Genomic DNA, 23040 nt, shown 5'->3' on the forward strand with positions numbered 1-23040 from the left:
CACATTAACCTTCGTCATCAATAAATCTATTAATGGTCTTACTCTTAACATGTTCAACACCATATTCAAAAGAATATTGACAATCTATAACCGGTATCCGCCAAAATTTACTCACTTCTAAATAAAAATCAACACTATTTTTAATTTTATGCATTGCCACGCTCGTCGTAAAATCCGACAATTTATTTTTAGCATCTGCTTTTTTCTTTCTAAGTAATTTTATTTCTTGAGGTTCTAAATCTCTTTCAATTTTAGTTGTAATCACCTCTAAAATTTCATCTATTTCCAAGCGATTTTCTTTATAGACAGACATAGGAATCACCATTTCAGAATTGATGTTTCTAAAAATTTCCTGAACCTTTTTCTTGTTCATTTCATGATCATCAATCTCTTTCAAATGTTTCAAATTAAGCACTATTTTTTGATAGTATTCCGTTTCTTTAAGATTGCTCGTTGTATACAAGGCCTCCACTAAATTCATTTTTTGCGATTCCGTTATGATACCATTCCAGCCAGAAATAGCTACTTTGGACATGTTGAAAATGTCTTGATCGACTACAAATCCCACACCAGAACAGAATTGTTCTCCACCATCAAAGACATAGCAGTTATGTGCGCTTCCAGCATATGCACGCCCACGATAACATCGCCCCATTCTTTGAAATAGACTATTTAAATCCGATAATTCCGTAAATAAAATATCGAAATCAATATCTAAAGACGCCTCCACGACTTGAGTTGTCACCCATATGCCCGTTCCATTAAAATGTTTATCACCCAATTCTAAAATCTGTGATTCCTTTAGTTTTCGATCTCTTCTAATATAATGACTGTGAAATAAATTGATAGAATCACTGACCTCATTTTCAACTAGTTCATCATAAATGCGCTGTGCTTCTTTTACAGTATTACAAATAATCAGTACTTTTTGGGATCTATAGTATTTTAAAATATCATGAAGATTTATTTTGCTATGAATTGTTTTTAAGTGATGTCTGACGATCGTATTATTGACAAAAGTCTTTGATGGTATAAATTCAATACCTTCAGATTCTAATAGATCTACTAACACAAGAGGCAATGTCGCTGTTAAGATCGCAAATTTTCCGCCCATATGAGTGATCATTTTTAAGCCATAAATTAAATATGCCAATAGATCAGATGAATACATTTGAATTTCATCTATGACCACTTTTGAATAGGAGAGCGTTGCCAATTTAGGCTCAAATCCCCTAAATCTAAAAACAAAATCAAATATTTGATCTAAAGTGCAGATTGTAAGTGGTAACGATAATTGTTTCGTCTTATTGTAATAGTCATCTACATCTTCTTCTAAAAAATTGCTTATATTGTATTCATTGTAAGTATCCGAGTGCAGAAGTCCAACCCTACGTCCATGTTCATTCAAAATAATCTCTGAGCAAATCCTCTTGTACATGGCATTTATTGCAGTCTTAAGGGGCAAAGTAAAAAAGCCTTTATGATCACCAATCCAAAGGAGCCCAGCTTCGGTCTTTCCCATTCCAGTTTGTGCAATTACAATAACGTTTTCATCTTGATGTGATTTTAAATACTTTTGAAGTGCATTCCAATCTGATTTTGGATTGTTCTTCTGCCAAGAGCTCATCATATGTTCTAATGCTTTTTCTAAAAAATTATTATTATTTTCCACAGGAATATGAGCACTTGCAGCATAATCAAGGCGATTTAGCATGCCTTTGACTAATACATAATCATAGAATACAGAACCATTTTCTTGAGAAAATCTTGTTTTATCAAAGTATTTAACTGCCAGTTTCTTTACACTTTGGGTTGTGAGTTTATCATACTCAAATGCTCTTCTTTCATTTTTTAGCGATTCAATTTCAACTTCTAAAGCTTCACTTGAATAGGTAATATCTCTTTCATGGTGAAAAGCAATTGATTGAGCAAGAATTTTAAGATCGTTGCTTGAAAGCCCCTTTTCTAAAAAGTATGTTGTATCCAAAAAGGCCAAACTCAAGATTCCATGTGGAATTTCATGTTCATCTCTGATACCATTAACAATTTTATTCTGAAATCTTAAGTTCATCTTACCTAAATCATGGTACAAGCAACCATAGTATAATATATCCCAATTTACATTTAAATTGGGATATATTGATTTTAAAAGGTTATAATTTTCCATTAACCGATCCGTATGTTCTTGTATGGTTTCCACAGGGTGGGATTTTGCTAAATATTGATTTATCATTGGACCTCCCTACACTGGAAAAACAAGTGTTTCTTCGTCATCAATAAAAACTTTAGCTTCCTCAGATGCAATAATACTACTGGTGTATAAAACTTCAACTTTTTCCCAAGCTCTAAAAGTTTTCCCTTTGCCAAATGTTTTCAGCTCATAAGTTTTAGGCAACAAATAACGTGTTCCACCTTTAATGTTTACAGTTTGCTCTCGCTCAATGAGTATACTTTCATCTTTAATAAGATCATATGGAATATATGCTGACATTTTTTTTTCAATTACTTTATCTTCCGTGAGTCTTTCTTCGCGCACATCAACACACTTCACTGATTCAATAGTCACCAAGTCTTCTCTTCGTCCAAGTGAAGGATATTCCCAAGGTTCTCTAAAAGAAGATTCAATTAAAGACACTAAAGATTGTTCCTTTGGAATAATATGAATTAGTAATTCCACATCTACCAATAATTCTATCGTTGCAACCCCTCTACCGACACCAAAACCATCTACATTGACTTGATGTCTAACCGCTTCATAGGTCATGCCATTTTTAAATTCATATCTTGTATACAGGTCATTGACTTTAGAAAAATATTTGCCCTGAATGCTAACGTCCATTGGTTGATATGTTTCAAAATTACAAAGTCGATGAATCATGCCAATTACAGTTGAATAGGGCGGCAAAGGATATGTTTCTTTAAGTTGGAAACTCGTAGGCTTTTTGTAATTTACCAAATCCTGAGATAATTTAACTTTAACAGCTTGCATAGTAAGCACTTACTTTCATCTTTAATTCATTAAAAAATTCAGGCATTTTCATACAATTAAGCCTTTCTTTTATTTCAGCTGTATTCTCAAAACGGCCTTCAATAATACCAGAATAAGTCTCCTCCTTTATAGAACTAAACATGACACTTTCTATGGCATTCACATCTAGTCTATTCTTTTGAACATCCAAAATATTTTGAAAAACAGGATTTTTGGTATCATAAACACCACCAATTGCAAAAATAGGCTTTAAATCTTCTCGTCTGCCTCTAATATCTCTATATAAAAGTGAAATTGTATCTAACAGCTGATTCACACGTTTTGCCTTTTCTTCATTTGAAATTTCTAAATCATATTCACCATCTATTCCAATTTGATCTAAATCTGCAGTCACTGTATATCTGTAGTATGATCTATGAATTTCTGCTTGAGCAATATTGGAATCCGATTTAATACGATCCGCAAGTCCTTTATTCGTTAAAAAGTCAAGATCACCTTTAAACGTCTCAAGAGAAATAGCATTTGACAATCTAACTTTGGCAGAACGTTTTTTCCCATTATTGCCTTTTTCTGTTTTCAAATACCCAAAAAAATCAATTTCGGGATACTTCTCAATGGTAGCATCCTTATCAAATTGTACGACTTTCTTTTCGCCACTACCTTCTGCTTTAACGGTAGCAAGTTCACATCCTAATTGCTCTATAATATTATAACGAATAGCTTGTCTTGATATATAAGTATACTGATCGCCTTTACCTCTAGAAATTTTCTTTAAGGAAGCGACATTCCCTACAGCCTCTCCATAATTTGCACTTTCCGCTTCAAATATCATGCTGATAGATAATCCTTTTGTTTTCATTAGTTATTCCCTCCATTTGGTTTGTCATTTTCTTTGCCCTCGATTAAACCTGTAACAAATGCATAGCCTATACTCTTAAAATGCTCTTCATCCTCAAATGTCTCTAAGAAAATACTTGCTACCGATTTTTGAGTATACAAGTAGCAGTTAAGCACTGTATCCATAAACATGTTTATATTATTGGTTTTAAGTGCATTTAAAAGTCTGTAAGAAATACCGTTTAATTTGTCCTTCGCCCCTTTTGATTTGTATGCTTCTCTAAGATAATACCCCGATGAATTTGCCCTTTTGATAACTTCTTTTTCTATGTTCTCCACAGCGCCAACTCCTTTCAAAATTTCAGTATTCATTTCAAGTATGCTTGTAATATGGTAGGTCTGATAATAGCAATTTTGGGGATCTGTCAACTTATATAGAATCAATTTATGAATCAATGTGAATAAGTTTTGATTATTAAAAATTCTTTCGATGACCTGTTCATAAACACTAAAGTAAATTTTGGCTTTTTTAGGACCGATTTCATAACCTGCTTTTTCTAAAATTTTTAAAATATCTCTAGAATTATAAAAAACTTCAATCATATGTTTTGCAAACAGACTGAATTTATAAAGAATCTTTTCATTTTTTCCTTTTTTTATTAATTCACTCTGAATTAATTGTACGTCAGCAAGTTCGTATTTTAAGTTTATTTGAAACTGCTCATTAAATGCTGTAATCATGCCCTTATAAGTTGTTGTAGTATTCATCACATGACTTTCTAAAATATGATTTTTTAAATTCTCATTAATTCTGATTGCTCTGCTTAATCTTTGATTTTCATTAATATAAACACCTCTGTTGTAGACATAAGTCATTCCAGCAGGTACACATGAATAGATCAGTTTACATAAAGGACATAGTGCAATATCATTATTGAATGCCCACACGTGGGATGTTTTTTTCCCAACATCAAATCCAATCGCATTTAAAAAACTCATAACATTGCTATTATCATTTATTAAATCTCCGCAATTGAAACAATTATACTTATATTTTTTCTTAGAAGCATCAAAATAAACTTGTGCTGGCTCTAAAAAATATTGCCTGTAATCCACGTACATATCTTTTATCTTGGTTTGAGGATTCAGAAAGCAAACGCCATTCCATGCAATCTTTATAATCGTATAGATGACGTTTTTAGCCGCTAAGTATTTTTTTGCATCATCCCTATTGCAATAAGCTATGATGGGTTGAATTTTTTCATGAGTCTCTTTAATTTGTGTTAAAACATCAGAAATCTGCTCTCCTTTTTTCAAAGAAATCATTTCAATTTGATTGCCCATAGCTATAACATCACGCTCATCATCAACTAGTGGATATGCTGCCACAAAACTATCCTTTTTCAAATTATTTTTGAGGGTCTTTTGAACATATTCGTTTAACGTCTTTAAAGCATTTTCATCAAAGTGTTCATAATCAGTCCCTATATGATGAATGATTTCTTTTTCATAGGATACAATTTTAAACCAAGGAAGTGTTTCTTTATAAGTTTCTATAAAATAGTTGAAGTATTTCTCCTCAAATTGCTCCAATAATTGTGTATCAAACTCAACATAATAATCTTTAACATCTAATAGAGCCTCATCTCCCGCTTTTTTTAAGATATTGACAAGACCTACAAGACCCGCATTAAAAAGCCAATCGTTCATTTCAATTCTTATTTTAGCCACTTATTCACCCCCTTAGGATATGATATCCACCATGCCAAAACCACTTCCACGCTTACTTCCGATGCCAGATTTATAAAGATATTCAGTAATAAATGGTTTTGCTTTCATTTTTATGATGCCTATATTGCTATCCACTTCGATGCCATAGTTTCTCACTTTTACCACTTTAAAAGCTTCAGAATATTCAAACTGGATTGTCTCTAATTCGTATTGAATGCTTTCACCAAAGTATTCAATAAGTTGAACTCTTAAATTCTGCTCAAACTGTTTTCTCCCCTGAATAGTGCCAAGAGAATGATACCAAGTTTTCTTATTATCACCTTCATGCTCTCTAACAACAATTGGACTCATTGTTTTAAATACCACGTCTTCACTGGTAATTGTCTTTTCTTGAATTAATCGAATGGATTGAATCTGCATTTCATTTTCCTTAATTAAGATAGACTTTCCTTTATTAGATATAAATGCATTGTAGAACATAATGCCATCTTTAGGATCTATTGTCGAAAAATTCAACATGACTTTTTGATCTGGCACATAAATAGTCTCACTTTCAAATTTACACTTTCCAAAATATAAAGAGAAAGTATACTGCTTCGGTTGAGTCTTTTTATTAACAAAAATATCATTGTAGTAGCTTACATCTAAATCTTGATAAAACTGTTTTAGTAAAGATAAAATCACACGATTCTTATCTTTTGGAAAATAAGGGTTTTTTAAATTAATTTCCACAGCAAATCTCATGTATTCACCTCCTTAGGTATAGTTTACCATTATAAATAGGTACTATAAGGTCTATTTAACTATTTTTTTTTGCTCTTTTCAATTATTTTTAACGCCTCCTTTAGAACTGCCTCTTGGAGCATTTTGGGCTCAATAACTTCCACTAGACTCCCCATGCTCATTACCCAGCTCTTATATTCTTCGAAACCTTGCATCTCTGCTTCAAAATAAATGTTTTTTTCATCAATAATGGTAATCTTCTGGTTCACTGAAATAATTTTTTCTTTAACAATCTCGCTCATCGGATAGCCTATCTTTAATTTTACCATTTGAGCCTCATCATTATAAATGCCAAATGAATTACTCATGACTTCTGAAAAATCATATTGAGTGTCAACTTCAAATTTTTCGTCCATAACTTCATAGGTTAAAATTCTAGATAATTTAAAGAATCTTATATCTTTTGCATTTTCACAATAGCCATACACATAAGAAGCACCTTTGTAGTCAAAAATACCATACGGTTGAATTATTCTATTAGATATTTCAATCCCTTCTGGTTTCAGTGCTTTATAATCCAGTCTTATTTTTTGTTTTTCTAAAACTGCTAGATTTAGATTTTTCCAAAGTTCTTTTTCCTTTTTTAAGATGGTTTCATTCTCATATAACATTTTATTATGATAAGCAATGTCTTCACTTGAACTCATAACTAAAGTCATTTTATTTACAAAATTTTGAAATGTATTATCAAAATGAAATTTCCCACTTGATATTATTTCTTTTGCCATAATTATAGATTTAATCTCATCCTCTGTTATACCCAAATTCGCAATACATCTACTCGTCTCTAAAAAATAACCACCATTCCTACCACGTGTTGACCCAATGTAAATACCCGCCATTTCTAGATCTTTCTTATACTGTTTTATCATACGGGGCGTTACTTCAATTCTACGAGCTAATTCATCGATGCTCATGGCACCTTTTATTTCTAACTCTAACATCATATTTAATGCATTTGATACTCGAGACATAATTCACTCCTTTCCCTCTTATTTTCCAATTCGCAATTTAAGTAAATTATATCATATTTTCTAATATTTTATAATTTCTTGCTAGTATGCAATCTCTAATTCCAGTCCTACCGAAGATATCATTTTATAAAAGTAGAGTCCTTCTATAAAGATTATTATTGGAAACCAAAATCAAATCTCTATAATCGCCATTACAGGCTTTATAAAATATATTATAGCAACACCCTCCACATCATTTGATAGTCATTTAAAAGTATATTTAATGCCATATAGCATATAATATAAAGTAGAATAGTACTACACCTTTATTGACATTATATGTTTTTTTTGATATTTTTTAATCGCTGAAATCTTTTTTTTATGTAAAAAATTTGATCAAAATACTCAAATTCAATCAGAATTGATCGCTGCCACTGCAACTGCCTTAGTAAACAAATTCCCAATTTAATATATGTCTATAATAAATTTATAACACAATAACTAAATAATAATAATAATAGATATGCGAGGTCAGCCATGTTAAACTCAAAATCAAAACTCACCCCAAAACTAACTAAACCCTTACTCATCACTTTCATTTGCATGCAACTCGGATTTATAGCGGCTTGTTCGACAGACCCAAAGGTTGAAACAGAAACGATATATGATAGTGTCCAGTTAATCTCAGATCGGCTCATTAAAGTTCAGTCCGATGATCCAAAGAGCTTGTATGGTATAGTTGACCTTGAATCTAATGTCATCGTAGAACCCCAGTATCAAGACATCGAACTCGTTGACGCTAATCTTTTCATTGTTAAACAAGACTCTAAATGCGGTGTCTATACGCTGAATCAGTCATTACAAATTGAACCTAAATACGATGCGATTTACCAATCTGTAACCAGTGAACATTATTTAGAAATACTTCACAATAATTTATACGGTTATATTGAGAAAGAGACTGGTTTTACAGTAGAACCTCAGTACAAATATATCTCTATTTCAGCTGATTGCATAAAAGCAGTTAACAAAAAGGGTAAAACAGGCTACGTTGATTTTAAGGGAAACACCCTAATCCCCTTTGAATACACTGAAGGATCACCCTTTATAGATGGTCATGCAATTGTTCAAGATGATACTGGGTTTTACAGCATCGACTTGCAAGGTCATACATCTGAGGCTTTACCAATAAATTTTTATCTTGAAAATGCGACTTATGATCAATTTGTTGTGGCAAGTTCTGATATGAATATTGAAAACGGTAATAATGGTTATGCCCCTGTTGTAGAAAGCGTCACTGGAAATCTTAAATACATTAATCGCTCAGGCGATATTGTGCTGGATACTGCTTACTCGTTTGGCTTACCCTTTGATGATTTTAATATTGCTGCGGTTTATCGGGATAGAAAAATGGGCTTAATCAATCAGTCTGGTGAAGAAATACTACCACCCGAATACGATGCCATTATAGACGTCCTCAATTCGGGACATTATCTATTCTCAAAAGGCAGTCAAAGTGGTTTAATGGATAAAAACGGACAAGTTATATTCCCACTTAGTGATAAAGAAATCAAATTCACTTGGCATTTTTACTATGTTACCAAAAATGACATCACTACTATTTACGATCTTGACCATAACAATTTTTATGAACTGCCTACTAAAGAAATTGATGTACGGTCCTATAAAGACGGCACTTATTTCTATAAAGCGTATCAGGATGAAGCGGAAGTATGGGGCGTCAAAAATACCAATGGCGAGGTCTTAGTACCCGCACAATATGAAGCCATGGCATTTTATACAAAGGAAGGCATTATAGGTGCAAAAGATGAAAAAGGTTGGCGGATCATCAATACTAAAACACAGTAGTCATGCTTCATAAAAAAAATAGTAACAATATTTTGACCTTTTCTGATGCCTCAAACTCATTTTCACAGATGATTTTCTCAATTAAGGTCATTGAGAAAATCTTTTGACTCAAATCTTGTTATTCTGATAAAAATCGGATTTATAATCACCACTTTCAAACAAAAAACCCTGCGGTTCTACTAAAATTTTAAGTAGTCCCACAGGGCTTAATTATGGAGTTTTAATCACCTTTAGGTTATTCACTCGCGGTATCCACTGCGCTGGACTGCCGGTACTGATTAACAAGTATATTCACCAACTTTATCCGATTAAATCTTCAAGTGCAAGGCGCAAACCATCTTCATCATTGCTCTTGGCAATGTAATTAGCAACTGCTTTAAGTTCTGCCGTTGCATTGCTCATAGCAACTCCCACACCTGCATACTGGATCATGTCCATATCATTTTCATTATCACCAAATGCAAGCACATCTTCAAGTGGAATGTCGTAATGAGCGCGTATCGCTTCTATACCCGTGGCTTTCGTGACCCCTTTTGCCATCACATCAAATGAAGTTTCAAGCGATTTACAAGTCTCAAGGCCTTCGATCTTTTTTATTTCAGACATGATCGTTTCAAAGATTTCTGGTTTTTCACTCCAGAGCCCAATTTTATAGACGGTTACATCATCCACAAGTGGCATCAAATCTGAGTGAAATGCCACCTTAAAGTGATAAGCATTGGGAAGTTTTTTCATGCCCTCTGCGTATTTATGTGCTAAGTTCATGTTTTTTTCTGAATAAATCATGTCACTATCATAGAGGTGAAAATAAGCATCGTACTTATGACATATGCTCACAACCTCTTTCACCAACGCCTTTGGAATCTCAATTGCTTGAATCACTTCACCTGTCTTCAGATGCTTTACCACAGCACCATTACAGGAGATGAGAAAGCCATCATAATCAAGATCCATAGTGACAATTCGACCTGCATTGTGCATTCTGCCAGTTGCAATTGCAAATAAATGCCCTTGCTCAATTAGATCAAATATCTTATGCCTTGTTTTTTCAGAAATTGTTTTATCGCTTCTCAAAAGCGTTCCATCAATATCACTTACAATTAACTTTTTATTTGCCATTAATTTGCCAATCCTTTTCTATTTCTTTTCATTTAAAATACAACTTACAATTAAAATAGACCTCTTATTCTTATGATCGCCGTTTAAGCTCTCTTTAAGCCCTCTTTAATATCCATTCAATCTCTAAATCCGTTTCAAATTGATAACTACACCAGATCAAAGTCAACTTGTCTAAGGGTAGCATCCGCTTTTATGACTTCAACTTCAACCGTTTGTCCCAGCTTATAGACATTCTTAGTCCTTTCGCCAACCAATTGCATATGTTCTTCATCATATACATAGTAGTCGTCGTCTAAATATTCCATCCTCACTAACCCTTCAATGGTATTCTCTAATTCCACGAACATTCCAAAAGAGGTGATCGTCGAAATGAGTCCAGTAAATTGTTCGCCAATATGACTCATCATGTATTCCGCTTTTTTCATATCATCCACGTCACGCTCTGCCAATTCAGCATTACGCTCTTTCTCAGAACTCTGTAGGGACACTTCATCAACAATTGCCCTTAAAGCCTTGATTCGATCTCCATTGAGTTTGCCTTGTAGCATATCTCTAATGACCCGATGAATCTGTAAATCTGGATAGCGTCTAATCGGTGAAGTAAAGTGACAATAGTACTTGGCCGCAAGTCCAAAATGACCATCATTATTAGGCGAATACCTTGCCTGTTTAAGGGATCTTAGCGTCAATTTGCTGATCACATGCTCTTCTTGACTGCCCTTAACTTCGGATAGCATCTGCTGGATTGCCTTTGGATGCAAGTCTTCTGAATTCCCTTTAATTTTCTTGCCGAAGTTATGCAAAAATTTGTTGAGTGTTTCAATTTTTTCTTCATTTGGAATTTCATGAATCCGATATACAAAAGGCAATTCAAGCCAGAACATATGCTCTGCCACAGTTTCATTTGCCGCAAGCATGAACTCCTCAATAATTTTATGACCAATTCTGCGCTCTAATTTACCCACAAAAATTGGCTTGCCTTCACCATCTAATTGAATTTTAGACTCTGCAAAATCAAAATCAATTGCTCCGCGTCTATTGCGTTTCTTTCTCAAAATTAACGAAAGTTCTTTCATGTTTTCAAATTCGCCGAAGAGCGTCTCATATTTCTCTTTGAGCTCGTGTGAAATTTTACCTTCCACGATGTCAGATACATCATCATAATTCATGCGCTCAACCGTTTTGATCACTGACTCGCAAATCCTGTGATTGACTACGTCACCATTTGGATCAATTTCCATAACACATGACATGGTCAAACGATTCACTTGTGGATTTAAGCTACAGATACCGTTAGAGAGTCTCTCAGGTAACATCGGAATAACACGGTTGAGCAAATACACACTGGTCGCACGTCTAAGCGCTTCTTTGTCTATTTTAGAACGTTCTCTAACATAATAAGAAACATCCGCAATGTGCACACCAAGCTCATAGTTGCCGTTAGGCAGTTTAATCACATGCACGGCATCATCTAAATCCTTAGCGTCTTTGCCATCAATGGTGACGACTTTATAATCTCTAAAGTCTTCCCTCTTTTTAATTTCATCTTCTTCCACTTCAATGGGGATGTTCTCTGCTTCTTGAAGCACTTTCGTATTAAAAACTTCTGGCAGTTTATAGGTTCTGATGATGGATAAGATATCCACTCCCGGTTCACCTGTTTGACCCAAAATCTCAGTGATTTTACCTTCTGGATTTCTTCGATCTTCAGGCCACTTAGAAATTTCAACCACGACTTTATCGCCCTGTTTGGCCCCAAGTGCATTGTTGCGTGAAATGAAGATATCACTTCTTATTCTCTGATCATCAGGGACTACAAATCCAAAGTTCTTACTCTCTTCATATGTGCCCACAATTACCGTGTTAGAACGTTCAACAATCTTGATCACTTCGCCTTCACTCTTCTTGTCAGCTCCACCTACTTTTGTGAGTTTGATCATGACTTTATCGCCATTCATCGCGCCAAAGAGAGCACTTGAAGGGATAAAAACATCCCGCATCTCAACACTTTCAATAATTGCAAAGCCAAAACCCTTGGCAGTCATTTGAATTTTACCTACATATATTTGGAAAAATTCAGGCAAGGCATACTTGCCTTTTTTAGTCTTAATAAGTTTAGCTTCTGCCACCATTTCATCAAGATAAGTAAACATTAAAGGAATATCTTCTTTATCAACATTCATTTGCTCAACTAAATCCATCTCTATAAAAGCTCTTTCACTGTTTGATTTAAAAAATTGCAGTAAATATTCTTTATTCATTTGTTGCCTCCTTTACCGATGCACTATTACAGCCTCGATTATCATCTGCCTTTAGAAAATTTATTCTATAGTAAGATTTATACCTTAATTATAACGTATTAACCTCATAATATATAGAAGACTTATGTAAAATTTATGGAAAGATAAAAAAACTGGCCCTTCAGTAAAAGAAAGAAACCAGCTTAAATCAATGAGAAACATCTAATGTCACTAAAAAATTCTATTTTAGTTTAAAGTGTCAAAAATAGAGCAACACTCTGCCCAATGCTGCTGTTTACAAGAAGTATACGACGCAGCATTAGGCAGAGGGGTTACGCGAAATAAATTTTCCAAACTTTATCTATTTATAACTTACAATATGAACACCTTCTGCTCTGATCACTTCTTCCAAAGCTGTTATCTGATCAGCATCAGGAGATGAAAAATGCTCAGACGGTGTTTTCATGCCAAGAGCTCTATATTTTTCATTGCCAAAAGCATGATAGGGCAACAATTCTATCTGTGGGAGATCCAGTGTTTTCTTAACAAAAATTGCGGTTTGTCTTATGTTTTCCACATCTGCATTGACGCCATTGATAACGGGAATCCGAATCACGACGGGTATCTTTAAAGTGTTCATTTTGACAATATTGTCGAGAATCATTTGATTACTGACACCTGTATAATCAAAATGTATTTGCGCATCCATATGCTTTATATCCACAAATATCAAATCCATTTTTTGAAGTATCGGTGCCACTTTTTCGAATTGAAAATACCCTGAAGTTTCAATACTGAGAGAGATGCCTTGATCATATAGCACATCAACAAGCGCTTTTAATACAGATACTTGGCGCGTAGCTTCCCCGCCAGAAAAAGTCACGCCGCCCTTAGAATATCTGTAAAAAATAGCTTGCCTTTCAATGATTTTTAGAACCTCTTCCACAGTGTATGAATGCACCAGTGGCCTCCGTGCGCCCGTTTCACAAGCTTTCACACATTCACCGCAAGCATTGCACGCCCCACGTGCCTCCATAGAATTGAGATCTATTCCAATATTTTGAGGACACACAGGCACACAAGCACCGCATTTGACACAGAGATCCTCATAATAGGCTATTTTGGGCGCGCTTGTAAATCCTTCTGGATTTGCGCACCATTCACACATCAAGGGACACCCTGCAAAAAAAACAGTTGTTCTTATGCCATCGCCATCATTCACTGAAAAATTCTGTAATTCTAGAAAATCACCCTTTAACAATTTCATATTTATAGGCTCCCTACTGCTCTAATAAGTTTTATGAGCTGTCCTAGCAATTATAGCATCTTGCATAGATTTAGATAGATTGACGAACTGTGTACTATAACCAGCAACTCTGACGAGTAAATCCTTGTACTGCTCAGGTTTTTCTTGAGCTTCCAATAATGTTTCTGTTGAAATCGTATTAAATTGAACGTGAAAACCACCCAGTGCAAAGAAGGTCTGAATCATAGCACCTAGATTACTTTGTCCTCTTTTAGTATTAACCAACTCTTCATTCAATCTTAGATTGAGTAATGTGCCTCCCGAATGGACATCTTGGTTTATCTTTGCAGCAGATCGCATTGCGCTAAGCGGTGTTGACGTATCTGAGCCCGCCACAGGCGATACGCCTTCTGATAAAGGTTCCTTCGCCTTTCTGCCACATGGTGTTGCACCGAGTACTTTTCCAGTTGGCAAATAATTAGAAATCCCCATGAAAGCTGTATTGAAGGCATTTCCATTGATGTCCTTGTACTGATGACAAGTTTTGTAGTAGTAGTTCGCGATTTTTCTCGCTATATCATCCACATAGTCATCATCATTTCCATACTTAGGCACATTTATAGCTTGCTGTCTAAGCGTCTCATAACCTTCCCAATTGACTTCAATAGCATGCATTAAAGTCTTCATGCTCACAGATTGTTCTTCGAAAACTAACTTTTTGATAACCGCTAATGAATTGGCAGTTACAGCAAGTCCGATTCCAGTTAATACTGGCCCAATATTGTATTTAGCACCACAATCCACTAGATCTTTACCACTTACAAGACATTCTTCCATGCACGACGATAAAAACGGTCTTGGTACCATTTCCTTATGCAGTTTTTGAGCTAATAAAGTGGCAATTACCGATTGTTCAATCAAATAATCGAATTGTTTGTAAAAAGCAACTTCTACTTCTTCATAATCTAAAAACTGATGTGGTTTTTTCTCATCAAGGCCTATTGTTTCGCCCAGTAATCTACTCTTCCCTTCATTAAGTGCAAATTCAAGCGCAGCAGTAAAATTGATATTGACGGCTGAGGTCCACTCACTGGTCTTTCTAAAATGTGGCACTACACAGCCACAATTACTCCAATCTCTTGCATCGTCTGGCTCGTATCCAGCATTTAAAAGCATTTGATATCCCACAGTATCATTGTGAATTGCAGGGAATCCAGTGCCTTTACTCACCAGATGTGTCACCTCATCTAAGAAACTTTTTGGACAATCTTGGTGAATCCTCACACTGAGCCCCGGTTGATGCGTTTTTACACGCTCCGTAGCTCTGAGACACATATATGAAAGCTCGTTTGTGGCATCTTTACCTTCTCGCGTCTTGCCACCCACAGTCAAATTTTGGAATTGATTATAACCTGCAAAGAACTCTGCAGTATTAGCTGATATTGTCCACACCCATTCAGAAAGCTTAAGCCAATAGGATTCTATAAGCTCTTGAATTTCATTATCCGTCATGATGCCATTGTCAATATCTGTTCTATAATAAGGGTACATGTATTGATCAAATCGCCCTGGATTTAACGCCAATGGGTTTTCAGATAGAATGCCTCCCAACTGCGTAAACCATACAAACTGAATTGCTTCATAAAATGTTGAAGGCGGGTTCTTAGGCACTTTGGCACAAACTTCTGAAATCTTGATGAGTTCAGCACATCTGGTTTTAGAACTTTCCCTTGCAGCCACTTCTTTAGCCTTTTCAGAATACCTTTCCGCCAATCTGATGATGCCTTGTGAAGTCAAAATGATAGATTCATAAAATTCTCTTTTCTTAAGGTCTTCTGCATCCGTACGTGATAGTTTCGAAAGAGCAATCTTAGCATCTTCAATAATACCACCAAACCCTTTTTTAAAGAGAACCCCTTCATAATCAGGTGTAATCTCGCCAACAGCTTGTCTCCATTTGGAATCATTGTCCACAAAACCTGTATCTACAACCACTTTTGCAGTTTCCTTAGGCAGCTGAGATAAAAAGGCTTCTTCTAATGACTTGCCTTTCCAGTAAGGAAAAATATGCTTGCGAATATAAGACTTTTGACTTGTTGTAATCACATATGGGTCTTGAACTCTATTGGAAAAATTGTCCATTTCACGATCTACCCAAGTCCATGAAAACTCTGGCGTCAATATCCCACAGCGTCTGTGTTCTCCCACAGCCCCTACAATGAGTTCTCCTTCAAATATATTGACCGTCAATTCTTCACAAGTATCTCTAAAAGCTTTTGCTCTTCTAATTGGTACAGCTTCACCTTCTGTCTTCATATGAGATTCTGTCCAAATTTTTGCACGATCATATGAAATAGAAGGTTTGTTATTGATATACTGTTGCCTTGCATTTTCAATTCTTTCTGTTAACATCGTTTAAATCCTCCTAAAAAGTTCTGGATAGAGTTATGGACTACTACATGAGATCATAATAAGTTCAATCATTTTGTATCTCTTTTATATTTTTCCTCTATTAAAGTGCTATAGTCTTATAATATGTCCCATTCATTATGTTTAAGTGCATATTATACGTTATAGCATCCTCAGATTTTAAATTAAAACCAGAATTGTAATCATTCTGGTTTTTTAGTGCTGTTAATGCTGTTTAGTACTTTATAATACTTTGTAATACGACAACATCGTCATAGGGATTACTATAAGTGTGTGGTACATTTGCTTTGAATTTCAACGCCTCCGGTGCTTTCAAAATAAATTCCTGATCCGCAACTGTTAAAACCAAAGTCCCGCTTGTAACAACAAGGTATTCCTCAGTAGAGTTAAAATGCGGTGGCGATGTATGTTTTGCCCCCGGTAGCAGTTTTATATAAAAATATTCAAATCCTGATAGCGGATCAAATGGAAAAACATCATATAAAATCATTTTATTATCGGATTCATAAACAGGTTTCAATTGATCAATTTTGATGGCTTCATAATTTTCATCATGAGTGCCTATGAGATCTGAAAAAGCAATTCTCAATCCTGCAGAAATTTTCCACAATGTTGAAATGGTCGGATTGGACTCTCCTCTTTCTATCTGACCAATCATAGCTTTACTGACGCCTGTCAGCTTAGCAGTTTCTTCAAGGGTTAAGCCTCTCTCAAATCTGTTTTTTTTTAAAACTGTGCTGATATTTGAACTTGGGTCTGTCATCTTATAAGTCCTCTTTCTTAACCGTTATAGCATCTATATAATTAATATAGCATCTAAAAAGAGATTTGTCGATTCTTTTTCAGATATTTTATACTTATTTTATGCTTAATCTAGGCCTATTTTGTAGCTTAAAACGGTATTATAATATGTTATAATTGATATAAGTCGAATACTAATTTCAGGAGATTTCTATGGTTTATTATATTCAAATAGGACTTTTTTCTTTAATGATACTCATCGTAATTTATTATAATGTCCGCTCGGATCTCAATAGGGATAAAATGGATCGTAAACTCTTTGAAGCCCTTATTCTTTCCACTGCCTGTGTTACAGTTTTAGATGTGCTCATGTATTTAGTGGATATGAGATCAGGCTCGTTTTTTTTGTCTGCAAATCAACTGGTAACATGTCTCTATTATATATTTAACCCAATCCCTTGTCTCATCTGGTGTTTGTACGCAGATATACTTATATTTGATAGTCCCTCTCGCTTAAAAAAAATGTTTACCGTGATGATCATTCCCACCATTGTGTTGACTCTGCTCTCTATTATGAGCATATCTAAAGGTTTTTTTTTCTATATCGATACTTTTAATAAATATCATCGCGGGACATACAATTGGCTTTTAACGCTCATATGCTGTTTTTATTTATTCTATACTTTTTTAATCACTCTTATAAATCGAAAAAACATCAGTTCCAAAGATTTTTTTCCGATGTTATTTTTTCTTTTTCCACCCATTATTGGATTTATGATTCAAATTCGTTTTCAAGGTGTGTCAACGCTATGGATGAGTGTTACTTTTTCAATCCTTGTGATCTATATAAATATTCAAAAAATCAATGTATCCACGGATTACTTGACAGGGTTATACAACCGCAGACAACTCGATTCACATCTAAAGCGCTTTAGCCATTTCCAATCTTCAGCACATAAGATTGCTGGCATGATGATAGATTTAAACGATATGAAGAGTATTAATGACTCACAAGGTCATATGATGGGCGATATTGCTTTAGAGCAAACCGCATTGATTCTAAAGAAAAGTTTTCATAAAGACGACTTTATTGCACGGTACGGCGGCGACGAATTCGTAATCATCTTTATGGTCAAAGACTATGATGGCTTATCGCAAACCGTTTCCCGTGTTGAATCTAATCTTGAGAAATTTAACAAGAATACGACATTTCCTTTTAAATTAAGTTTTAGCATTGGATACGATCTTTTTGACCCCAAAAAACAAGCGACAATTGACGATTTCATAAGATATTTGGATCAGAAAATGTATCTTTCAAAAGAACAATACCACAAGTTACACGATATGCCAAAACTCCGGTGAGACCTTCAATCGTACCATTTGTCAAGGGTACAAATCGCTTTTAAAGTAAGCCATTTTGAAGGCTCACCTTTTTTCTCTATATTCACCAACATCTTTCCATTGAAGGTATTTTCAAGATACCATTTACCATCAGCCCTTCTTTTTTGAATCAACAAATCCTTTGCTTCCTCCATACGTTGATCCCTTACACCCAAATTCACGAGAATCTCCATAATTTCTAAAATATCTGTTTGATACATTATATACTTTTGGATTCATCTAATCTATTATATGCAAGAGCTTTCAATAATTTTCGATGCTTCTTGATGATTTTTAATCCTACCCTGTCCACAATATATTTGAGTATGCTAAAAAAGAGCCCCTATATGGGCTCTTTTGAAAGCGTTATGATTATTATTGAATTATTGTTTAAACTAATTATAATGTTTGATTAATGATTATTTTTTTAATAGGATCTTCCCATTTTCAGATCTAAATGGACGGCCTATCTCTATAATAATGAACCCATAGATGCGAATAAAGGTGCAAATACAAGCGAAACAATTGTCATTAGTTTGATTAAGATATTGATCGATGGCCCTGAAGTATCCTTAAATGGATCGCCTACTGTATCTCCAACAACAGAAGCTTTATGTGCTTCTGAACCTTTACCACCATAATGACCTTCTTCAACGTATTTCTTAGCATTATCCCATGCACCACCTGCATTTGCCATGAAGATTGCCATGAGAACACCTGTTACTAAAGCGCCTGCTAACATACCGCCAAGTGCTTCTGGTCCTAAAATTAGACCAACAACGATTGGTGCAAGCACTGCCATGATCCCTGGAATCATCATTTCTTTAAGCGCAGCACCAGTACTGATGTCTACACAACGCGCATAATCAGGTTTAGCAGTACCTTCCATGATGCCAGGAATCGCTTTAAATTGTCTACGCACTTCTTCGATCATTTGGAAAGCTGCCTTACCCACTGATTCCATAGTCATTGCTGAGAACAAGAAAGGTAGCATACCACCAATAAATAACCCTACCACAACTTTAGGGTTTAAAACATTGATCGTTTCAAGATTAATAGCTTGAGAGTACGATGCAAATAATGAAAGCGCAGTTAATGCTGCAGAACCGATTGCAAAACCTTTACCGATTGCTGCTGTTGTATTGCCCACGGCATCTAGTTTATCTGTGATCTTTCTAACTTCTTTTGGTAATTCACTCATTTCTGCAATACCACCAGCATTATCTGCTATAGGACCATATGCATCTACCGCCACAGTAATACCTGCTGTCGAAAGCATCCCTACTGCTGCTAGTGCAATACCATAAAGATCCATAAAATGATATGCTAAAAGTGTCGCCGCTGAAATGAAAAGAATTGGCCACATTGTTGAGACCATACCCACTGCAAGACCAGAAATAATGGTAGTTGCTGGACCTGTTAGAGATTGTTCAGCTATTTTTTTTACATATCTGTAATCTCCAGAAGTGTATATTTCAGTAACAACGCCAATTAAAGTCCCACATACAAGTCCTGCTCCAATTGCATAAAATGCCGAAAGACTATTAAAGAAATAATTGCTTAAGAAATAGGCTGCAACCAACACCAAAAATCCACTTGCATATGTCGATTTTTTTAGAGCACTATGAGGATCAGAATTTTCATTCCCTTTTACAAAGAATGTCCCTATGATCGATGCTAGAATACCACACCCTGATAACAAGAGCGGGAAGTAAGCACCTTCTACACCATATACCGCTAACCCAAGCGTAATCGATGCAATAATAGAACCCACATATGATTCAAATAAATCGGCTCCCATACCTGCAACATCACCTACGTTATCGCCTACGTTATCAGCGATTACTGCTGGATTTCTCGGATCATCCTCTGGAATACCTGCTTCAACTTTACCCACAAGGTCGGCACCAACATCTGCCGCTTTAGTGTAAATACCGCCGCCAACACGTGCAAAGAGTGCAATTGAAGAAGCACCAAGTCCAAAACCAGTTACAATCTGCGGATCTTTAAAAACAAAATAAAGTATGCTGACACCAAAAAGGCCAAGCCCCACAACGGACATGCCCATTACAGCACCACCTGAAAAAGCAACTGACAAAGCTTTATTCATGCCATTTTCTTTTGCAGCAAAAGCCGTTCTCACGTTAGCTTTCGTTGCAACTTGCATACCGAAAAATCCTGCCAAAGCAGAAAAAAATGCACCACATAAAAAAGCGATTGCAGTTTGATAGCTCTGTAATCCAACAGCGATAGCGATTGCTAAAACACCTGCAAAGATAACTAGAACTTTATACTCTCTTCTCAAGAAAGCCATAGATCCTTCGTGAATATAAGAAGCAATCTCATTCATTCGATCATGCGTGACCGTTACTGTATCGATTTTTCTTATAACCAAGAAGAATGCGAACGCGAGTGCTATAATCCCTATACCCGCTGAATATAATGCGTAGTTCATTTAAAATTCCTCCCCACAATAAAGATTTAATGAAAACAAACACACTAGTTTAAACTTTTCTTCTCATAACATGGTCAAGTAACAAGCTCTTTTCCACTAACCATCATAACGTAAGTTGCTAAAAAGAGATCCGTTACGCCTCTTAAATTGTTTCTCAACAAAACTTGGTTTTGTAAAGAATATTTTCGCTGATGATTTTACCGATTGGTGCCTCAGTAAAACCTTTCTGCTCAAATTGTTGTTTATAATAAAACCCTTGGCATTGAGCCATCGGATTATTATCACTTTTGCACAATAAAATGAAATATCTTGTGCAACACTTCTAGATATTATTGAAACTCATTGCATCATAATTATCCCTAATCAAAACTGCCATGGATCAAATGATTTCCTGCCAATTTACCTCATGCAGATTAGAGATAAAAAAATATACAAAAATAGGTGTAGACCTATTTTTGTATATATGCTAATAGTAATGCTGATACCATAAATACTATCGCTGATATTTTTGTCACTTTATCAAATTTATCATCATAGTCTCTCGCCTTATTTTTACCCCATATTTGTTCAGCGCCGCCACCAATTGAACCTGATAATCCCGCTGATTTACCGGATTGTAACAATATACTCGCAATTAAGACTACCGATGCCAGTACTAAAAACACAGTTACGATTGTCGAAAACATTTTAACACCTCCGTTTATACTTGCTTAACATAGGTATTTTAACACAGTATGTCCTAAAATACAATTAATTGTTTCTTTTTTATCAAAAATGCACAAAGGCTTGATGTTGCTATTCATCAAGCCTTTGAACAATTCACCCTAGTTTGTAACCAAAATTTGCTATTTACATTTACTTCTAGCTTGAGATGCTAACTCAAGTCAGCTTAAAACTAAAATAGACAAGTATTTCCTTTTATTTATCTTAAATTGTAGAATGCAGATAATCCCGCATAGATCGCATTATCGCCTAATTGTTCTTCAATTCTTAATAATTGATTGTATTTTTCAACACGGTCAGTTCTAGCAGGTGCACCTGTTTTGATTTGACCAGAGTTAACTGCTACTGCCACGTCTGCAATCGTTGAATCCGCTGTTTCACCAGATCTATGTGATGTAACTGTAGCGAATCCAGCTCTTTTTGCCATTTCAATTGCATCTAATGTCTCAGTTAATGAGCCAATTTGATTTAATTTAATGAGGATTGCGTTAGCTGATTTTTCTTTGATACCTCTTGATAATCTTTCAGTGTTTGTAACGAATAAGTCATCACCAACAATTTGAATTTTACTGCCTAGTTTTTCAACCATTAACTGCCAACCTGACCAGTCTTCTTCATATAAACCGTCTTCGATTGAGATGATTGGATATTTTTCTAAAAGGTTCGCATAATAGTCTACCATTTCAGCTGAAGTATATTCTTTACCATCACTTGCTAAAGTGTATTTACCTGTTTTTTCATCGTATAATTCATTAGCTGCAACATCAAGCGCCAATCTGATTTGCTCACCTGGTTTATAACCTGCTTTTTCAATTGCTTCCATGATTACTTTTAATGCATCTTCATTTGTAGGCAGATTTGGTGCAAAACCACCTTCGTCGCCTACGCCTGTTGCTAAACCTTTTGCTTTAAGAACGCCTTTAAGAGTATGGTAGATTTCTGCTCCCCATCTTAAAGCTTCTTTGAAGCTCGTTGCACCAACAGGTAAAATCATAAACTCTTGAATGTCCACGTTGTTATCTGCATGAGCACCACCGTTCATGATATTCATCATTGGCACTGGCAAAGTTTTAGCGTTTGTACCTCCAACATACTCATATAATGATAAACCTACAGATTCTGCAGCTGCTTTTGCGCATGCAAGAGATACCCCTAAAATTGCATTTGCACCCAATTTAGCTTTATTTGGTGTGCCATCTAATTCGATCATTAACTTGTCAATACCCACTTGATCAAATACATCCCAACCTTCTAATTCAGGTGCAATGATTTCATTGACATTGTGAACTGCCTTTTCAACGCCTTTTCCTAAATATCTGCTTTTGTCGCCATCTCTTAATTCCACTGCTTCAAATGCACCTGTTGATGCACCTGATGGTACTGCTGCTCTACCCATAGAACCGTCTTCTAAAAATACTTCTACTTCTACAGTAGGGTTGCCTCTTGAGTCAAGAATTTCTCTTGCAAATACATCAGTAATAAATGACATAACGAATACCTCCATATAATATATAATTTATGTGTCACATTTTCATGTGTTGGTA

The 23040-nt window shown here is 35.2% G+C and carries 17 protein-coding genes; 2 read left to right on the forward strand and 15 right to left on the reverse strand.

Going from position 1 to position 23040, the window contains the following annotated elements:
* Positions 1-4: 4 nt before the first annotated feature.
* From cas3 to ISU02_RS12860, 6 genes are read right to left on the reverse strand one after another with little or no spacing between them, the layout of a single operon-like run.
* Entirely contained in the window at positions 5-2233 is a 2229-nt protein-coding gene (gene cas3 / locus ISU02_RS12835; protein ID WP_207736298.1) for a CRISPR-associated helicase Cas3', read from the reverse strand.
* Between the two features lie 9 nt (positions 2234-2242).
* Positions 2243-2989 (reverse strand): type I-B CRISPR-associated protein Cas5b, encoded by a 747-nt coding sequence (cas5b, locus tag ISU02_RS12840; RefSeq protein WP_194702234.1) that lies wholly within the window; start codon positions 2987-2989, stop codon positions 2243-2245.
* Positions 2976-3848 carry a type I-B CRISPR-associated protein Cas7/Cst2/DevR gene (gene cas7i, locus ISU02_RS12845; RefSeq protein WP_194702235.1) on the reverse strand — a complete coding sequence of 291 codons (873 nt, stop codon included), beginning with the start codon at positions 3846-3848 and terminating at the stop codon, positions 2976-2978. The genes cas5b and cas7i overlap by 14 nt, the downstream gene beginning before the upstream one ends.
* Positions 3848-5557, reverse strand: a complete 1710-nt coding sequence (gene cas8a1, locus ISU02_RS12850; protein ID WP_323985044.1) for a type I-B CRISPR-associated protein Cas8b1/Cst1 — start codon at positions 5555-5557, stop codon at positions 3848-3850. Before cas8a1 ends, cas7i begins: the two co-directional genes overlap by 1 nt.
* Positions 5558-5569: 12 nt before the next feature.
* Positions 5570-6301, reverse strand: coding sequence for a CRISPR-associated endoribonuclease Cas6 (gene cas6, locus ISU02_RS12855; RefSeq protein ID WP_194702236.1), 732 nt, complete (start codon positions 6299-6301; stop codon positions 5570-5572).
* Positions 6302-6360: 59 nt separating this feature from the next.
* Complete coding sequence (locus ISU02_RS12860; RefSeq protein WP_194702237.1) at positions 6361-7314, reverse strand: helix-turn-helix transcriptional regulator; 954 nt, start codon at positions 7312-7314, stop codon at positions 6361-6363.
* Positions 7315-7830: 516 nt separating this feature from the next.
* On the opposite strand from ISU02_RS12860, the gene ISU02_RS12865 reads away from it, so the two are divergent.
* Positions 7831-9162 (forward strand): WG repeat-containing protein, encoded by a 1332-nt coding sequence (locus ISU02_RS12865; RefSeq protein WP_194702238.1) that lies wholly within the window; start codon positions 7831-7833, stop codon positions 9160-9162.
* A 300-nt stretch (positions 9163-9462) separates the two neighbouring features.
* Here the strand turns inward: ISU02_RS12865 and ISU02_RS12870 are convergent, their stop codons facing one another.
* The 5 genes from ISU02_RS12870 to ISU02_RS12890 all read right to left on the reverse strand — a co-directional run bounded on the left by ISU02_RS12870 (position 9463) and on the right by ISU02_RS12890 (position 16960).
* On the reverse strand, positions 9463-10281 hold the full coding sequence (locus ISU02_RS12870) for a Cof-type HAD-IIB family hydrolase (RefSeq protein WP_194702239.1): 819 nt from the start codon (positions 10279-10281) through the stop codon (positions 9463-9465).
* Between the two features lie 146 nt (positions 10282-10427).
* Complete coding sequence (rnr, locus tag ISU02_RS12875) at positions 10428-12542, reverse strand: ribonuclease R (RefSeq protein WP_194702240.1); 2115 nt, start codon at positions 12540-12542, stop codon at positions 10428-10430.
* 340 nt (positions 12543-12882) lie between these two features.
* Positions 12883-13788 (reverse strand): glycyl-radical enzyme activating protein, encoded by a 906-nt coding sequence (locus ISU02_RS12880; protein ID WP_194702241.1) that lies wholly within the window; start codon positions 13786-13788, stop codon positions 12883-12885.
* Positions 13789-13809: 21 nt separating this feature from the next.
* Positions 13810-16179 carry a glycyl radical protein gene (locus ISU02_RS12885; RefSeq protein WP_194702242.1) on the reverse strand — a complete coding sequence of 790 codons (2370 nt, stop codon included), beginning with the start codon at positions 16177-16179 and terminating at the stop codon, positions 13810-13812.
* Between the two features lie 232 nt (positions 16180-16411).
* Complete coding sequence (locus ISU02_RS12890) at positions 16412-16960, reverse strand: helix-turn-helix domain-containing protein (RefSeq protein WP_194702243.1); 549 nt, start codon at positions 16958-16960, stop codon at positions 16412-16414.
* 191 nt (positions 16961-17151) lie between these two features.
* Here ISU02_RS12890 and ISU02_RS12895 point away from each other — a divergent pair, with 191 nt between their 5' ends.
* Complete coding sequence (locus ISU02_RS12895) at positions 17152-18300, forward strand: GGDEF domain-containing protein (protein WP_194702244.1); 1149 nt, start codon at positions 17152-17154, stop codon at positions 18298-18300.
* A gap of 5 nt (positions 18301-18305) precedes the next feature.
* Here the strand turns inward: ISU02_RS12895 and ISU02_RS12900 are convergent, their stop codons facing one another.
* The 4 genes from ISU02_RS12900 to eno all read right to left on the reverse strand — a co-directional run bounded on the left by ISU02_RS12900 (position 18306) and on the right by eno (position 22985).
* On the reverse strand, positions 18306-18539 hold the full coding sequence (locus ISU02_RS12900; RefSeq protein ID WP_194702245.1) for a hypothetical protein: 234 nt from the start codon (positions 18537-18539) through the stop codon (positions 18306-18308).
* 251 nt (positions 18540-18790) lie between these two features.
* Positions 18791-20773, reverse strand: coding sequence for a sodium-translocating pyrophosphatase (locus tag ISU02_RS12905; protein ID WP_194702246.1), 1983 nt, complete (start codon positions 20771-20773; stop codon positions 18791-18793).
* A gap of 449 nt (positions 20774-21222) precedes the next feature.
* On the reverse strand, positions 21223-21459 hold the full coding sequence (gene secG / locus ISU02_RS12910; RefSeq protein ID WP_194702247.1) for a preprotein translocase subunit SecG: 237 nt from the start codon (positions 21457-21459) through the stop codon (positions 21223-21225).
* A gap of 236 nt (positions 21460-21695) precedes the next feature.
* On the reverse strand, positions 21696-22985 hold the full coding sequence (gene eno / locus ISU02_RS12915; protein WP_194702248.1) for a phosphopyruvate hydratase: 1290 nt from the start codon (positions 22983-22985) through the stop codon (positions 21696-21698).
* Between the last annotated feature and the right edge of the window lie 55 nt (positions 22986-23040).

Origin of the sequence: Fusibacter ferrireducens, assembly GCF_015352425.1 — a bacterium.
Lineage (GTDB): Bacteria > Bacillota > Clostridia > Peptostreptococcales > Acidaminobacteraceae > Fusibacter_A > Fusibacter_A ferrireducens.

Bases quoted from the DNA above. Each gene is read 5' to 3' on its own strand.
- cas3 (WP_207736298.1), bottom strand. From the start codon at position 2,233: ATGATAAATCAATATTTAGCAAAATCCCACCCTGTGGAAACCATACAA.
- cas5b (WP_194702234.1), bottom strand. From the start codon at position 2,989: ATGCAAGCTGTTAAAGTTAAATTATCTCAGGATTTGGTAAATTACAAA.
- cas7i (WP_194702235.1), bottom strand. From the start codon at position 3,848: ATGAAAACAAAAGGATTATCTATCAGCATGATATTTGAAGCGGAAAGT.
- cas6 (WP_194702236.1), bottom strand. From the start codon at position 6,301: ATGAGATTTGCTGTGGAAATTAATTTAAAAAACCCTTATTTTCCAAAA.
- ISU02_RS12860 (WP_194702237.1), bottom strand. From the start codon at position 7,314: ATGTCTCGAGTATCAAATGCATTAAATATGATGTTAGAGTTAGAAATA.
- ISU02_RS12865 (WP_194702238.1), top strand. From the start codon at position 7,831: ATGTTAAACTCAAAATCAAAACTCACCCCAAAACTAACTAAACCCTTA.
- ISU02_RS12870 (WP_194702239.1), bottom strand. From the start codon at position 10,281: ATGGCAAATAAAAAGTTAATTGTAAGTGATATTGATGGAACGCTTTTG.
- rnr (WP_194702240.1), bottom strand. From the start codon at position 12,542: ATGAATAAAGAATATTTACTGCAATTTTTTAAATCAAACAGTGAAAGA.
- ISU02_RS12880 (WP_194702241.1), bottom strand. From the start codon at position 13,788: ATGAAATTGTTAAAGGGTGATTTTCTAGAATTACAGAATTTTTCAGTG.
- ISU02_RS12885 (WP_194702242.1), bottom strand. From the start codon at position 16,179: ATGTTAACAGAAAGAATTGAAAATGCAAGGCAACAGTATATCAATAAC.
- ISU02_RS12890 (WP_194702243.1), bottom strand. From the start codon at position 16,960: ATGACAGACCCAAGTTCAAATATCAGCACAGTTTTAAAAAAAAACAGA.
- ISU02_RS12895 (WP_194702244.1), top strand. From the start codon at position 17,152: ATGGTTTATTATATTCAAATAGGACTTTTTTCTTTAATGATACTCATC.
- ISU02_RS12900 (WP_194702245.1), bottom strand. From the start codon at position 18,539: ATGTATCAAACAGATATTTTAGAAATTATGGAGATTCTCGTGAATTTG.
- ISU02_RS12905 (WP_194702246.1), bottom strand. From the start codon at position 20,773: ATGAACTACGCATTATATTCAGCGGGTATAGGGATTATAGCACTCGCG.
- secG (WP_194702247.1), bottom strand. From the start codon at position 21,459: ATGTTTTCGACAATCGTAACTGTGTTTTTAGTACTGGCATCGGTAGTC.
- eno (WP_194702248.1), bottom strand. From the start codon at position 22,985: ATGTCATTTATTACTGATGTATTTGCAAGAGAAATTCTTGACTCAAGA.